The 14,731-nt window shown below is 39.2% G+C and carries 13 protein-coding genes and 2 pseudogenes; all 15 read left to right on the top strand.

Translation table 11 applies throughout. The annotated features are described in order from the left end of the window. Positions 1 to 3: 3 nt before the first annotated feature. The 15 genes and pseudogenes from ACFJIZ_RS15125 (at position 4) to ACFJIZ_RS15055 (ending at position 14,666) form a co-directional block, all read left to right on the top strand. Positions 4 to 1,218, top strand: a complete 1,215-nt coding sequence (locus tag ACFJIZ_RS15125) for an NADH-quinone oxidoreductase subunit D (protein WP_379085724.1) — start codon at positions 4 to 6, stop codon at positions 1,216 to 1,218. Then, the gene (gene nuoE / locus ACFJIZ_RS15120; protein WP_379085721.1) at positions 1,211 to 1,723 is read left to right on the top strand and encodes an NADH-quinone oxidoreductase subunit NuoE; all 513 of its coding nucleotides are present in this window, start codon (positions 1,211 to 1,213) and stop codon (positions 1,721 to 1,723) included. The genes ACFJIZ_RS15125 and nuoE overlap by 8 nt, the downstream gene beginning before the upstream one ends. Next, positions 1,723 to 3,099 carry an NADH-quinone oxidoreductase subunit NuoF gene (gene nuoF, locus ACFJIZ_RS15115; protein WP_379085718.1) on the top strand — a complete coding sequence of 459 codons (1,377 nt, stop codon included), beginning with the start codon at positions 1,723 to 1,725 and terminating at the stop codon, positions 3,097 to 3,099. Before nuoE ends, nuoF begins: the two co-directional genes overlap by 1 nt. 2 nt (positions 3,100 to 3,101) lie before the next feature. Then, positions 3,102 to 4,112, top strand: a complete 1,011-nt coding sequence (locus ACFJIZ_RS15110; RefSeq protein ID WP_379085715.1) for a 2Fe-2S iron-sulfur cluster-binding protein — start codon at positions 3,102 to 3,104, stop codon at positions 4,110 to 4,112. Then, positions 4,112 to 5,176: an NADH-quinone oxidoreductase subunit NuoH gene (gene nuoH / locus ACFJIZ_RS15105; protein WP_379085712.1), complete on the top strand. Its 1,065-nt coding sequence runs from the start codon at positions 4,112 to 4,114 to the stop codon at positions 5,174 to 5,176. The genes ACFJIZ_RS15110 and nuoH overlap by 1 nt, the downstream gene beginning before the upstream one ends. After that, on the top strand, positions 5,157 to 5,657 hold the full coding sequence (locus ACFJIZ_RS15100) for a NuoI/complex I 23 kDa subunit family protein (RefSeq protein WP_379085708.1): 501 nt from the start codon (positions 5,157 to 5,159) through the stop codon (positions 5,655 to 5,657). The genes nuoH and ACFJIZ_RS15100 overlap by 20 nt, the downstream gene beginning before the upstream one ends. Before the next feature lie 102 nt (positions 5,658 to 5,759). Beyond that, complete coding sequence (locus ACFJIZ_RS15095; RefSeq protein ID WP_379085705.1) at positions 5,760 to 6,266, top strand: NADH-quinone oxidoreductase subunit J; 507 nt, start codon at positions 5,760 to 5,762, stop codon at positions 6,264 to 6,266. Further along, positions 6,259 to 6,588, top strand: a complete 330-nt coding sequence (gene nuoK / locus ACFJIZ_RS15090) for an NADH-quinone oxidoreductase subunit NuoK (RefSeq protein ID WP_379085702.1) — start codon at positions 6,259 to 6,261, stop codon at positions 6,586 to 6,588. Before ACFJIZ_RS15095 ends, nuoK begins: the two co-directional genes overlap by 8 nt. 11 nt (positions 6,589 to 6,599) lie before the next feature. After that, positions 6,600 to 8,500 (top strand): annotated as a pseudogene (nuoL, locus tag ACFJIZ_RS15085) (NADH-quinone oxidoreductase subunit L). Positions 8,501 to 8,521: 21 nt separating this feature from the next. Next, the gene (locus ACFJIZ_RS15080; protein ID WP_379085699.1) at positions 8,522 to 9,988 is read left to right on the top strand and encodes a NuoM family protein; all 1,467 of its coding nucleotides are present in this window, start codon (positions 8,522 to 8,524) and stop codon (positions 9,986 to 9,988) included. Between the two features lie 4 nt (positions 9,989 to 9,992). Beyond that, entirely contained in the window at positions 9,993 to 11,366 is a 1,374-nt protein-coding gene (locus ACFJIZ_RS15075; protein WP_379085696.1) for an NADH-quinone oxidoreductase subunit N, read from the top strand. Between the two features lie 46 nt (positions 11,367 to 11,412). Beyond that, positions 11,413 to 12,084 carry a DedA family protein gene (locus ACFJIZ_RS15070; RefSeq protein ID WP_379085693.1) on the top strand — a complete coding sequence of 224 codons (672 nt, stop codon included), beginning with the start codon at positions 11,413 to 11,415 and terminating at the stop codon, positions 12,082 to 12,084. Next, on the top strand, positions 12,077 to 12,628 hold the full coding sequence (locus tag ACFJIZ_RS15065; RefSeq protein WP_379085690.1) for an inorganic diphosphatase: 552 nt from the start codon (positions 12,077 to 12,079) through the stop codon (positions 12,626 to 12,628). The genes ACFJIZ_RS15070 and ACFJIZ_RS15065 overlap by 8 nt, the downstream gene beginning before the upstream one ends. Beyond that, positions 12,628 to 13,953: pseudogene (locus tag ACFJIZ_RS15060) on the top strand (hemolysin family protein). The gene ACFJIZ_RS15065 and the pseudogene ACFJIZ_RS15060 overlap by 1 nt, the downstream one beginning before the upstream one ends. 11 nt (positions 13,954 to 13,964) lie before the next feature. Beyond that, a complete protein-coding gene (locus tag ACFJIZ_RS15055; protein ID WP_379085687.1) occupies positions 13,965 to 14,666 on the top strand; it encodes a 16S rRNA (uracil(1498)-N(3))-methyltransferase in 702 nt (233 codons plus the stop codon). The last annotated feature ends 65 nt before the right edge of the window (positions 14,667 to 14,731 follow it).

Here is a 14,731-nt window from a genome sequence, read left to right as displayed (position 1 = left end):
CTAATGAAGCACAATCAACCAGTATATACAGATAACGATCCGCAGAGCGAATTGGTCACCTTAAACTTAGGTCCAACGCACCCTGCAACACATGGTGTTTTTCAAAACGTGCTACAGTTAGATGGAGAGCGTATTGTAAGTGGTGTATCTACCATTGGATATATCCATAGGGCATTTGAAAAAATTGCAGAACACCGTCCCTTTTATCAGATTACCCCTTTAACAGACCGTTTAAACTATTGCTCGTCTCCGATCAACAACATGGGGTGGCACATGACGGTTGAAAAGCTGTTGAATATCCAAATTCCTAAACGTGTAGATTACCTTCGTGTGATCATCATGGAATTGGCCAGGATTTCAGACCATATCATCTGCAATACCATTATTGCGCAAGATACTGGTGCCACTACAACTTTCCTTTACCTGTTCCAGTTTAGAGAGCATATCTACGAAATCTATGAAGAGATTTGTGGAGCTCGTTTAACGACAAACATTGGTCGTATTGGTGGTTTAGAAAGAGATTTTAACGACATCGCTTTTGCGAAGATCAATAAGTTCTTAAAAGAATTCCCAGTTGCTTTAAGAGAGTTTGAAAGTTTGTTGAACCGTAACCGTATTTTTATTGACCGTACTGCTGGCGTTGCTGAAGTAACTCAAGAGAATGCTTTAAGTTTCGGTTGGACAGGCCCATTATTGCGTGCAACGGGTGTAGATTATGATGTTCGTGTAAGCGAACCTTACTCATCTTATCAAGATTTTGATTTCGAAATTCCGGTGGGTACCAGTGGCGATATCTATGATCGTTATTTGGTGCGTAATGAAGAAATGTGGCAAAGTGTAAGGATCATCGAACAGGCACTAGAGAAATTAAAATCAGAGCCTAAAGGTATCTTCCATGCAGATGTGCCAGAATTTTACTTGCCAGGAAAAGAAGAAGTTTACAATAATATGGAAGCATTGATCTATCACTTTAAGATTGTGATGGGCGAAATCGATGCGCCAAAAGCAGAAGTTTACCACGCTGTAGAGGGTGGAAATGGTGAGCTAGGTTTCTATTTGATCAACGATGGAGGTAGAACACCTTATCGTTTGCACTTTAGAAGACCAAGTTTTATTAATTACTCGATGTTTGCCAAAATGAGTGAGGGCATGCTGTTGTCAGATGCCATCATCAACATGAGTAGCATGAACATTATTGCAGGAGAATTAGATGCTTAAAGTAGAAGAACAACAACCTGTAGAATTTTCGTCGGCTTTGCTTGACAAATTTGATGAAATTGTAAAACGTTATCCTGTTGGAAAACAAAAATCGGCTTTATTGCCAATTTTACACTTGGTACAAGCAGAGTTTGGTTGGACAAGTGCTCCAGCAATGGATAAAGTTGCCGAATATTTAACGATAGAGCCTATTGAAGTGTATGAAGTTGCTTCTTTTTATAGCATGTACTTCTTACAGCCAAAAGGTAAATACGTATTGGAAGTTTGCCGTACCGGACCTTGCTGTTTGGTAGGTGCAGAGAAAATAATGGACCACATTGAAAGTAGACTTGGCGTTAAAGAAGACGAAGTGACGGAAGATGGCCTGTTTAGCTGGAGAGGTGTAGAATGTTTAGCCGCTTGTGGCTTTGCTCCAGTATTACAAATAGGTCCAGAATACACTTTCTACGAAAATTTAACTGAGCAATCAGTTGATCAATTGATAGACGATTTACGCAATAAATAATGGGACGTAAACTATTACTCGAACATATCAACGTACCTGGCATTAATACGCTGGCCGTTTATCGCGAAAAAGGCGGCTATCGTGCCGTAGAAAAAGCGCTTAAAACCTTAACTCCTGATGAAGTAGTAGAAGAAGTTAAGAAATCGGGCCTGCGCGGTAGAGGTGGTGCAGGTTTCCCTACAGGGATGAAATGGAGCTTTTTGGCCAAGCCGGAAGGTGTTGCGCGTTACCTGGTTTGTAATGCCGATGAATCTGAGCCTGGAACTTTCAAAGACAGGTATCTAATGACCTATATCCCACATGCCTTGATTGAAGGCATGATTGTTTCAAGTTTCGCATTGGGTGCAAACACCTCATACATTTACGTTCGTGGCGAAATGATGCCTCAAATCCGTATCCTAGAAAAAGCAATTGCTGAAGCTAAGGCTGCTGGATTTTTAGGAAAAAATATATTAGGTTCTGGATATGATCTAGAGCTTTATGTACAACCAGGTGGTGGTGCTTATATCTGCGGAGAAGAAACCGCTTTATTAGAATCACTAGAAGGTAAAAGAGGAAATCCTCGTATCAAACCTCCTTTCCCAGCTATTGCTGGTTTATATGGCTGCCCTACGGTAGTAAATAACGTAGAATCAATTGCGGCTGTTGTACCAATCATTAATGATGGTGGCGACGAATATGCTAAAATCGGAATCGGTAGAAGTACAGGAACCAAACTGATTTCGGCCTCTGGAAACCTAGTAAAACCAGGTGTTTACGAGATTGAATTAGGTTTGCCGGTTGAAGAATTTATCTATTCTGACGAATATTGTGGTGGCATTGCCAATGGTAAAAGACTAAAAGCTACGGTAGCTGGAGGTTCTTCGGTGCCAATCTTGCCTGCAAACCTAACCTTAAAATATGCCAATGGCGAACCGCGTTTGATGAGTTACGAATCACTTTCTGAAGGTGGTTTTGCAACAGGAACGATGTTGGGTTCTGGTGGTTTCATCGCTTTTGATGAGGACCAGTGTATTGTAAGAAATACTTGGAATTTTGCCCGTTTCTATCACCATGAAAGTTGCGGACAATGTTCGCCATGTAGAGAAGGAACAGGTTGGTTAGAAAAGGTACTCCATAGATTGGAATACGGACATGGAAAAATGAGCGATATCGACTTATTGGTAGATGTGTCTAAGAAAATAGAAGGAAATACAATCTGTCCGTTGGGCGATGCAGCCGCTTGGCCGGTTGCAAGTGCGATCAGACATTTTAGAGACGAGTTTGAGTGGCACGTAAAGGAGCCGATCAAAAGTCAGGATAGCAATTACGGTATCGCAAACTATGCCGTGCCGATTGAGAAAAAAGTTGAAGAAGTTAAACAGGATAATATTTAATCATGGCTGACTTAATGAAGGTAACCATAGACGGAATCACGGTAGAAGTAGCACCGGGTACAAGTATTCTCAATGCCGCAAGGCAAATTGGGGGTGATATTGTACCACCTGCCATGTGCTATTACTCTAAATTAGAGGGAAGTGGTGGTAAGTGCCGTACGTGTATTGTTAAAGTAACCAAAGGTTCTGAAAAGGACCCACGCCCTATGCCTAAATTGGTCGCATCTTGCCGTACAACGGTAATGGATGGGATGGAAGTGCAGAACATTACTTCGCCAGAGGTTTTAGAGGCCAGAAGTGGTGTGGTAGAGATGCTGTTGATCAACCATCCATTGGATTGCCCAGTTTGCGATCAAGCCGGAGAGTGCGATCTACAAAACTTAGGTTATGAGCATGGTCTACAAAAAACACGATATGAGTTTGAACGTCGTACTTTCGAAAGAATAGATATTGGCGATAAGATTCAATTGCACATGAACAGGTGTATCTTGTGCTATCGTTGTGTATTTACAGCAGATCAGATTACCAATAAACGGGTACATGGGATTTTAAACCGTGGCGACCATTCAGAAATTTCAACTTATATCCAAGCAGCTGTAGATAACGATTTCTCAGGGAACGTAATTGATGTTTGTCCTGTAGGTGCTTTAACCGATAAAACTTTTAGGTTCAAAAACAGGGTTTGGTTTACTAAACCTGTTGATGCGCACAGAGATTGTGACCACGAAAAGTGTAACGGTAAGGTAACGCTTTGGTATAAAGGAGCAGATGTTTTGCGTGTTACGGCCCGTAAAGACCAATTTGGAGAAGTAGAGGAATTTATTTGTAATACTTGTCGTTTTGATAAAAAAGCCACTTCAGACTGGACGATCGAACATCCTACACATATTCCAGATACATCGGTAATTTCGTCAAATCATTACGAAACGTTTAAACCATTACCGGTAATTAAAGAAAATCTTGCCCTGCAAGAAGCAAATAAAGTTGAACTAGAAAAAAGCATTAAATTCTAATGGATATAGATTTTGTTATAGAGAAATTTTTGCTGGTAACCATTTTATTTGCCATCAGTTTGGTTATTGCCATGTACTCTACTTATGCAGAGCGTAAAGTTGCAGCCTTTCTGCAAGATAGGCTTGGACCAGATAGAGCAGGCCCTTTCGGTATTCTACAACCATTGGCCGATGGTTTAAAGATGTTCATGAAAGAAGAGATGATCCCATCAAATGCCAATAAATGGTTGTTTATGGTTGGTCCGGGTTTAGCCATGCTTTGTGCCTGTATCGGTACAGCAGTTATTCCATGGGGGCAAGACCTTAAGATTGGTGAAAGAATTATCCCATTACAGGTTACCGATATCAACGTTGGTGTATTGTATATTTTTGGTGTGGTATCTTTAGGTGTATATGGCGTGATGATTGGTGGCTGGGCATCTAACAACAAATATTCGTTATTAAGCGCGATTAGAGCGGCTTCTCAGAACATCAGTTACGAGGTTGCCATGGGGCTATCTATCATTGCCCTACTTTTGGTAACCAATACATTAAGTTTAAAAGAAATTGTAGCACAGCAACATGGCTGGCATTGGAATGTTTTATATCAACCACTAGGATTTTTGATTTTTATGGTTTGTTCTTTTGCAGAGACCAACCGTGCACCATTTGATTTACCAGAGTGTGAAACTGAATTGATCGGTGGATACCATACAGAGTATTCGTCAATGAAATTAGGTTTCTATTTATTTGCTGAATACATCAATATGTTTGTTTCATCAGCGGTAATGGCTACTTTATACTTTGGTGGTTACAACTATCCTGGTATGGAATGGGTGGCTACACAAGTAGGTCCAATTGCAGCACCATTGATCGGAACAGCCGTATTATTTTTGAAAATATTTATGTTCATCTTTTTCTTCATGTGGGTACGTTGGACCATCCCTCGTTTCCGTTATGACCAATTGATGAACTTAGGCTGGAAAGGATTAATTCCACTAGCTATTGCAAACATCATCATTACAGGATCTAATCGCTGTTGTAAACGGGTTTTAAGAAGAAGATATGGAATCATTAAGCAATAAGAAAAAAGTACTGGAGCAAAAGCCACTCAATCTTGCAGAGCGTATGTACCTGCCTGCCATTGTGAAAGGCCTAGGTACTACAATGAGCCACTTTTTTAAGAAAAGTTCAACCATTAAATATCCAGAGCAGGAAAGAGAATTTTCTATCAATTGGAGGGGGATGCACTCTTTAAAAAGAGATGAAGAGGGAAGAGAACGTTGTACTGCTTGTGGATTATGTGCCTTGTCTTGCCCTGCAGAAGCGATCACCATGATTGCAGCCGAGCGCAAACCAGAAGAGAAGAATCTATATCGTGAAGAGAAATATGCAGCAGTTTATGAAATCAACATGTTACGTTGCATTTTCTGCGGCTTATGCGAAGAAGCCTGTCCTAAAGAAGCGATTTATTTAGATGGTCCGATTGTGCCATCTGATTATTTACGTAAGGATTTTATCTACGGTAAAGATAAATTGGTTGAAGCTCCATTGGAGGTAAAATAAAAAAAGAGTACGTCATGCTGAATTTATTTCAGCATCTGATGATAAAGATTCTGAAACGAGTTCAGAATGACGATGAACAAATAAACTAAACAAGAAAAATTAATGGGTACATCAGTATTCTATTTTGTAGCAACATTAAGCATCATTTTCTCGCTGTTGGTCATCTTCTCAAAGAACCCGATCCATAGTGTGTTATATCTGATCCTTACCTTTTTTACTTTTACAGTGCATTATGTGTTGTTGAACGCACAATTTTTAGCAGTGGTAAACTTTATCGTATACATGGGAGCAATCATGGTTTTATTCCTTTTTGTGCTCATGTTGTTAAACCTGAATAAAGAAAACGAACCCAATAAATCAAGTTTGGTTAAGATCGTTGGTGTAATTGCCGGTGGCTGCTTAGTGGTAACTTTGATTGGTTCGTTAAAGGCCGTTGCGATCAATAGCCCATTGGTATTGAAAAACCCAAACTTAGGATTGGTTAAAAACCTAGGTAAAGAATTATTTGGGCCATTTATGTTGCCATTTGAGTTGTCTTCAATCTTATTGTTAACAGCAATGGTTGGCGCAGTATTATTAACCAAAAAAGAAGAAAAAGCAAATGGATAATCTAACCCAAACCATGCAAACAGTGCCACTTAACCACTATATCTGGTTATGTGCGATTATTTTTACGATCGGAGTGGTTGGCGTATTGACGCGTAGAAATGCCATTGTGATCTTTATGTCGGTAGAGTTGATGTTGAACTCTGTAAACCTATTGCTAACAGCCTTTTCTGTACACCATAATGACCCGTCAGGACAGGTGTTTGTATTTTTTATTATGGCTTTGGCAGCAGCTGAAGTAGCCGTAGGACTGGCAATTATTGTAATGGTTTACAGAAATACGCAGTCGATAGATATTAATGTGTTAAATCGCCTTAAGTGGTAATTAGATAGAAGATGATAAATAGTTTACTTTGGTTGATTCCTTTGCTTCCGCTTTTAGGCTTTGTAATTAATGGCCTAGGCAGAAATACCTTTAGCAAAACCCTGATTGGTGTAATTGGTAGCGGTGTAATATTGGCTTCTTTTGTATTAAGTATCGCCTTGTTTTTTGAACTGGGTGCTGGTACACAAAAACAATTTACCATTGATCTTTTCGATTGGATCAGTGCTGGTAATTTACATATCCCACTTTCATTCTTGTATGATCCTTTAAGTGCAATTATGTTGTTGATCATTACGGGAGTTGGCTTTTTGATCCATATCTATTCTACAGGTTACATGCACGATGATGCTGGCTTTGGTAAGTTTTTTAGCTACCTAAACCTATTTATCTTCTTTATGTTGATCTTGGTGTTGGGTTCAAACTATATTGTGATGTTTATCGGTTGGGAAGGCGTAGGTTTATGCTCTTACCTGTTGATCGGCTTTTGGTATACCAATAGCAATTATGCAAGTGCAGCTAAAAAAGCCTTTGTAATGAACAGGATTGGAGATTTAGGTTTCCTTTTAGGTGTGTTTTTGATCTTCAATACTTTTGGAAGTGTAGAATTTGCAAAAGTATTCCCACAGGCCGCCAATATGATGCCTGGCTCTGGAACCCTTACTTTGATCACGATATTGTTATTTATTGGTGCATGTGGTAAATCTGCACAGTTGCCTTTATTTACTTGGTTGCCAGATGCGATGGCTGGACCAACTCCGGTTTCTGCATTGATCCACGCTGCCACAATGGTAACAGCAGGTATCTATATGATTGCCCGCTCAAGCGTGTTGTTTGATCTGGCACCAACTACACAAGATTTGATTGCCATTATTGGAACCGCCACTGCTTTGATTGCGGCCATTATCGCTTTGACACAAACAGATATTAAAAAAGTATTGGCTTATTCAACCGTATCTCAATTGGGCTATATGTTCTTAGGCTTAGGTGTTGGTGCTTATACGGGTTCATTCTTCCATGTATTGACCCATGCCTTCTTTAAGGCATTGTTATTCTTGGGTGCGGGCTCTGTGATCCATGCCATGCACCATGAACAAGATATGCGTCACATGGGTGGATTGAAATCTAAATTGAAGATCACTTTTGCCACCATGATGATCGGTACCATTGCCATTGCAGGCTTACCTCCATTCTCTGGTTTCTTCTCTAAAGATGAGATATTGGCACATGCTTACGAACACAATAAGGTATTATGGGCCATTGGATTGTTTACGGCATTCTTAACTGCATTTTATATGTTCAGGATGATGTTCTTAACTTTCTTTGGAAAATACCGTGGTACACACCATGCAGAAGAACATATCCACGAGTCTCCAAAATCAATGACCTTTCCATTGGTGGTATTGGCAATTTTAGCGGCAATTGGTGGATTGATCAATATTCCAGCAGCATTTGGTGGTAACGAATGGCTTGCACATTGGTTAACTGGAGCAGGTATTGCCCACCATGAACTTGGTTTAGACCATACAACAGAATTTACCTTAATGGGTGTTTCGGTACTGGCAGCATTAGCAGCTACGATTTATGCTTATACCAAATATGTTAAAAATGCACATGTACCTGTTGCAGCCGAAGGTAAACGCTCATTATTGGCAAAGATCTTTACAACAAATTCTATTTGGATGAGATCTACGATGCAATTATCCGAAAACCGTTAGATGCCTTCTCTAAATTTTTCTATCGCATTATCGATAAAAAGGTAATTGATGGTCTGGTAAATGGTTTGGGCTGGACAGCTAGTGAAGGAAGTAAAGGATTACGCCTTTTACAATCAGGAAACGTAGGTTTTTATATTTTTATGATGGTATTCGGTATCGTCGCTTTGTTATTGTATACTTATTTAACTATCTCTTAAAATTCGGTTCAACAGCTATAAATGGAACTTTTAATACTCATATTTCTACCCTTGGTTGGCGCTATCATCACCGCAATGATGGCCAAGCAAAATGCTGCTAAGTTGGGTGCTTTTGCATTTTCACTCTTTACCCTTGGCACAACTATCGGTTTATTGTTAAAGTTTACACCAGATGCAAGCACACAGTTTGCCGTAAACTATCCTTGGATCCAACAATTGGGCATCAATTTCCATGTTGGTGTTGATGGCATTAGCATGGTTACGGTAATCCTGACCAATATTTTGATGCCGTTGATCATCTTGGCCAGCTTTAAACATGAATATAAAAATGCCAATGCTTTTTATGCACTGATCTTATTTATGCAAAGCGGATTGCTATTGGTATTTACCGCATTGGATGGGTTTTTGTTCTATATCGGTTGGGAAGCAGCATTAATTCCAGTGTATTTCATCTGTGCCATGTGGGGCGGAAAAGACCGTATCAAGGTAAACATGAAATTTTTTGTGTATACCATTGCAGGTTCACTTTTCATGTTGTTGGGTATTATCTATCTATACCTACAAAATCCGGCAAATAACTTCGATATCAATGCATTTTATGCACTGAACCTAGATTCATATCAACAAGGTTGGGTATTTTGGGCCTTCTTTATCGCATTTGCGATCAAAATGCCAATCTTCCCTTTCCATACTTGGCAGCCAGACACCTATACTGAGGCTCCAGCAGCTGGAACGATGTTGTTGTCAGGTATCATGTTAAAAATGGGTATTTATGGGGTAATCAGATGGCTATTGCCAATTGTACCGCAAGGCGTTCACGATTGGACAATGCTTGCCATGATCCTTTCTATCATCGGTATTGTATATGCATCGCTGATTGCATTTACCCAAAGGAATGCCAAACGTTTGGTAGCTTATTCTTCTATAGCCCACGTAGGTTTGATTGCTGCAGGTATCTTTACCTTAAGTACGCAAGGCCTACAAGGCGTAATGGTACAGATGTTAAGTCACGGTATCAATGTTGTAGGTTTATTCTTCGTTTTGGATATTATCTTCTCTCGTCTTCAAACCAATAAAATTGAAGAATTGGGTGGTTTGGCCAAAGTTGCACCACAACTGGCAATTACATTTTTGATTATTGTTTTAGGAACAGTAGCCTTGCCAGGAACAAATGGCTTTATTGGCGAGTTCTTATTGCTATTTAGCGTATATAGTTACAATGCTTGGTTGGGTCTTATTGCTGGCTTAACCATCATATTTGGTGCAGTATACATGCTAAGGATGTATCAGAAGGTAATGTTGGGTACAACTAACGAACTGACTATCGGTTTTACCGATATCAAAGGAACAGAAAAAGTGGTATTGTATACAATATGTGTATTGATTGTGGTAATGGGTGTTTATCCTAAACCAATCCTACACTTATCAGAAGCAGCAGTACAACATTTATTAGAACAGGTAAATCAAAAATTAACAGGGTTAAACTAAACAGATGAACATTATTATAACCATTGCCGTTACGGCTTTAGTAGTACTTTATGCAGGTTTGTTTAAGGCAAAAAAAGCCTTACTACCCCTTACGTTGATCGGATTGCTTGTTGCATTAGGTTTTACGATCTGTGCTTGGAATAATCCTACCACCTATTTCGGAATGATGAGGATGGACAATTTCGCATTGGCATTTTCAGCAATCTCTATTATTGGTACATTTTTTATCTTCCTGCTTACCCAACGTTATTTTGCAGAGGGGAGTGATAACATTGCAGAGTACTTTACACTGATTCTTTTTGCCTTGTGCGGCATTACCATCATGGTTTCTTATCAGAACATGTCGATGTTGTTTATCGGTGTAGAGATCATGTCGGTTGCATTGTATATCCTTGCAGGTATCAGAAAACTAAATTTCGCATCAAACGAAGCTTCGTTAAAGTATTTCTTGATGGGCGCATTTTCTACCGGATTTTTATTGTTCGGTATCACTTTGATCTATGGCGCAACAGGTTCATTTGATATTGCGGTTATCCAACAATATTTGGTAGACAATGTAAAATCAGTTTCACCTTTATTTTATCCAGGTGTGATTTTGATGATGATCGGTCTATGTTTCAAAGTAGGTGCAGCACCTTTCCATTTCTGGACACCAGATGTGTATGAAGGTTCTCCTTCACTGATTACAGCGTTTATGTCGACCGTTGTTAAAACGGCAGGTTTTGCAGCTTTCTTAAGATTGTTTGCAGGTGCATTTGAGCCGTTGCACGATTTCTGGATGCCAGCATTGATGGTAGTTGTGATCCTTACTTTATGTATTGGTAACATCACAGCTTTATATCAGAAGAACTTCAAAAGAATGCTTGCCTATTCAAGTATCTCGCATGCAGGATACCTATTGTTCTCGTTGGTTGTTTTAACTGCTAATTCTGCAAGTAATGTTTTGGTGTATGCCGCTGCTTATACCTTTGCAAGTATCATTGCCTTTGCAGTATTAATCTTAGTGAAGCAAAAAACAGGTAGCGATAGCATTGATAGCTTTAACGGCTTGGGCAAAAGAAATCCTTTGGCTGCATTTACCTTAACGGTGGCTATGCTTTCATTAGCAGGTATACCATTAACTGCAGGTTTTATTGGTAAGTATGTCATGTTTTTGAATGTAATGGAAAATTATCAGGTAGGATTAGTAGTGATCGCTATTCTAAATGCCCTGGTTGGATTTTATTATTATTTCAAGGTGATCATTGCCATTTGGTTCAAAGAAGGAGCAGAGGTAGAGTTAGATGCCCCATTGCAATATAAGATTGTATTGGTATTGTCTGTAATAGTAACCTTGTTATTAGGTGTTTATCCATCACTTATTTTAAATCTGATATAACCTGTTGATGTAGAATATTATTTGTAGTTTTACGAATAATTGAACTATGCAAGAATTCTGGAATTCATTACAGCATTTTATTGACCCTGAAAAACTACTGAAAGAGGGTGGCTTTTATGTTGTTTTGTTTGTGATTTTTGCCGAAACCGGTCTGTTCTTCGGTTTCTTTTTACCAGGTGATTATTTATTGTTTTTGGCCGGTATGTTTGTGGCTACCGGAAAACTGGATGTGAACATTTATGTGTTGATCCTTGGTCTATGCATTTCGGCCATTTCAGGCAATTTTACGGGTTATTGGTTTGGTCGGAAGACAGGGCCGGTACTCTACAAAAGAAAAGATACCTTTTTCTTTAAAAAAAGATACCTGATTGCAGCAGAACAATATTATAGAAAACAAGGTGCTTTTGCCCTGATCATGGGTAGGTTTGTACCAATAGTAAGAACATTTGCCCCGATTTTTGCCGGAGTTGTTAAATTGGATCTTAAAAAATTTGCACTTTATAACGTTGCGGGTGCAATATTATGGATAGCTTCCTTAACTTTGTTGGGATATTTTCTCGGTAAACGTTTTGCCGAACAAATAGAAGAATATTTGGTTTATATTATAATAGGTTTCATTGTCATCACTACCATACCACTTGTGATCACCTTTGTGAAAAAGAAGGTAACTAAAGGTGGTGCTGAAAATGAAATAGAGATTGAAGAAGAAAATGAGTAAAGACGATCATCATCCATGGCATAGCGTTTCTCCTGGCGAAAACCTGCCTGAAACAGTAAATGCAATTATAGAAATCCCTAAAGGATCAAAAGCGAAGTACGAAATTGACAAAGAATCTAATTTGATCAAATTAGATAGAGTATTGTTCTCATCTGTAATGTACCCTGCAAATTATGGTTTTATTCCACAAACTTATTGTGACGATAATGACCCATTGGACATTTTGGTATTATGTTCTGTAGATGTTTACCCGATGACCATTATTGAAGCCAAGGTGATTGGTGTAATGCATATGGTAGATAATGGAGAACAAGATGATAAGATCATTGCGGTAGCCAAAAACGATATGTCGGTAAATTACATCAATGATTTACCAGAGTTGCCACCACATACCATGAAAGAGATTGTAAAGTTCTTTCAGGATTATAAAGCATTAGAAGAAAAGAAAGTAACCATAGAGCACTTGTTGGGCGTGCGTTATGCGCATAAAGTAATACAAGAAAGCATAGAGCTCTACAATAAGAAATTTAGAAATAATTCTTAATGGGATTTCAGATATTTTTAACCTTTTTCCTAGTAGCCCTGAACGGATTTTTCGTTGCAGCAGAATTTGCTATCGTAAAAGTTAGGGCATCTCAGATAGAATCAAAGCAAAAACAGGAAATCGTGTTGCAAATATCGCCAAACACATTACCCAGCATTTAGATGGCTATTTGGCCGCTACGCAATTGGGTATTACCTTGGCCTCTCTGGGCTTAGGTTGGGTTGGTGAGGGCGTAATGCATCATCTGATTGAGAATTTGATGTACAAATTGAATTACAGTCAGGATGTAGTTGTATCTTTTTCTAAAACAGCATCACCAATCATTGCCTTCTCTTTTATTACGGTAATGCACATCGTTTTTGGAGAACTTGCACCTAAATCTGTTGCCATCCAAAAGCCTGTTGCCACTACCTTATTTGTGGCTTTACCTTTACAAGGGTTTTATTGGGTATTTAGGCCCTTTATCTGGTTGTTAAATGGCTTTGCTACTTTGATCTTAAAGTTGTTTGGCATTTCTAACGTCGGTGGGCACGAGTCTGTACACAGTACAGAAGAACTTTATTACTTGCTTGATCAGGGGAAAGAGAGTGGGGCATTGGATACGAATGAGCATGAGTTGATCAGGAATGTATTTGATTTCAATGAACGTGTAGTGAAAAATATCATGGTGCCACGTACCAAGATATCAGGCATCGAATTGAATACACCGAAAGAGGAAGTGGTACAGACGATTATCGGAGAAGGTTACTCACGTATGCCTGTTTACGATGATATTATTGATAAGATCATTGGTATTGTTCACGCTAAGGATGTTTTGCCTTTATTGGCAGGCAACAAAGAGTGGGCATTGAGTGATATCATCAGAAAGCCTTATTTCGTTCCAGAGACCAAAAAGATCAACGACCTGTTAAGTGAGCTTCAGCAAAAACGTATCCAGATTGCCATCGTGATCGATGAATTTGGAGGTACTGCTGGGATGGTTACTTTAGAAGATATCGTAGAAGAGATTGTTGGAGAGAATCCAAGATGAATACGATGAAGAGAAACCAACGGTAGAGAAGATTTCGGATACAGAATTTGTAATCAATGCCTATGCTACGGTTTATGATGTGAATGAACATTTACCTCATGATCTACCAGAGGATGAAGATTTTGATACGGTAGGTGGTCTGGTTTCGCATGCATTTGGAAAAATCCCAGAAGTAGGGGATAGTGAAGAATGTTATGGTTACCTATTCACCATCTTAAAGAAAACAGAACAGAATATCGAAACCATTAAACTTGAGCTGGTGATCAGCAAAAGCGACATGGTAGATACGCATTAAAACCAAGGCTAATGCATGTTTTTTATACCCCTGATATTACCTCAGATCTTTATACCCTAAACGAAGAGGAAAGTAAACATTGCAGTAAGGTGCTCCGCCTAAACCTTGGAGACACCATTCATCTGATAGATGGCAAAGGCGGTTTATATGAGGCCGAGATCAATGGCATGAGCAAGAAAAATGTTCAGCTAAAAGTAATCAGCAAACAGTTGGAGTTTGGCAAACGGAACCATCATCTGCATATTGCCATTGCACCCACCAAAAATATAGACCGATTGGAGTGGTTTTTAGAAAAGGCCACCGAAATTGGGATAGACGAAATTACCCCATTGATCTGCGACCGTTCTGAACGCAAGATCGTAAGGGAAGAACGATTGGAGAAAGTGATCACTTCAGCGGTTAAACAATCGCTAACGGCTTATCACCCTCAATTGAATCCAACTATTTCTTTTGCCGAATTGATGAAACAAAAAACGGATGCGGTAAAAATGATCGCACACTGTATGGAAGGAGAAAAACCATTCGTAAAGCAGGTGATTGTGCCACATCAATCGTATTTGATTTTAATTGGTCCTGAGGGAGATTTTACACCAGCAGAACTCGATGCGGCTTTGCAAAATGGTTATAAACCTGTAACTTTAGGTACAACACGCCTTAGGACAGAAACGGCTGCATTGGCAGCATGTTTTGAAGTTAACTATATCAATAGATGAATAGATCAGTTATTCGTTTCCCATTGTCAATTTTGAAGTTAAAGCACTTAGCTTTATGCTTTGGG

The sequence above is a fragment of the Pedobacter sp. UC225_65 genome (assembly GCF_042698365.1).
GTDB lineage: Bacteria > Bacteroidota > Bacteroidia > Sphingobacteriales > Sphingobacteriaceae > Pedobacter.
This window is presented reverse-complemented; position numbering and strand designations above follow the sequence as displayed.

Excerpts from the sequence above, each read along its gene's own strand:
- ACFJIZ_RS15095 (WP_379085705.1), top strand. The coding sequence starts at position 5,760 with ATGGGTACATCAGTATTCTATTTTGTAGCAACATTAAGCATCATTTTC.
- ACFJIZ_RS15075 (WP_379085696.1), top strand. The coding sequence starts at position 9,993 with ATGAACATTATTATAACCATTGCCGTTACGGCTTTAGTAGTACTTTAT.
- ACFJIZ_RS15100 (WP_379085708.1), top strand. The coding sequence starts at position 5,157 with ATGGAATCATTAAGCAATAAGAAAAAAGTACTGGAGCAAAAGCCACTC.
- ACFJIZ_RS15125 (WP_379085724.1), top strand. The coding sequence starts at position 4 with ATGAAGCACAATCAACCAGTATATACAGATAACGATCCGCAGAGCGAA.
- nuoK (WP_379085702.1), top strand. The coding sequence starts at position 6,259 with ATGGATAATCTAACCCAAACCATGCAAACAGTGCCACTTAACCACTAT.
- nuoE (WP_379085721.1), top strand. The coding sequence starts at position 1,211 with ATGCTTAAAGTAGAAGAACAACAACCTGTAGAATTTTCGTCGGCTTTG.
- ACFJIZ_RS15080 (WP_379085699.1), top strand. The coding sequence starts at position 8,522 with ATGGAACTTTTAATACTCATATTTCTACCCTTGGTTGGCGCTATCATC.
- ACFJIZ_RS15110 (WP_379085715.1), top strand. The coding sequence starts at position 3,102 with ATGGCTGACTTAATGAAGGTAACCATAGACGGAATCACGGTAGAAGTA.
- nuoF (WP_379085718.1), top strand. The coding sequence starts at position 1,723 with ATGGGACGTAAACTATTACTCGAACATATCAACGTACCTGGCATTAAT.
- ACFJIZ_RS15065 (WP_379085690.1), top strand. The coding sequence starts at position 12,077 with ATGAGTAAAGACGATCATCATCCATGGCATAGCGTTTCTCCTGGCGAA.
- nuoH (WP_379085712.1), top strand. The coding sequence starts at position 4,112 with ATGGATATAGATTTTGTTATAGAGAAATTTTTGCTGGTAACCATTTTA.
- ACFJIZ_RS15070 (WP_379085693.1), top strand. The coding sequence starts at position 11,413 with ATGCAAGAATTCTGGAATTCATTACAGCATTTTATTGACCCTGAAAAA.
- ACFJIZ_RS15055 (WP_379085687.1), top strand. The coding sequence starts at position 13,965 with ATGCATGTTTTTTATACCCCTGATATTACCTCAGATCTTTATACCCTA.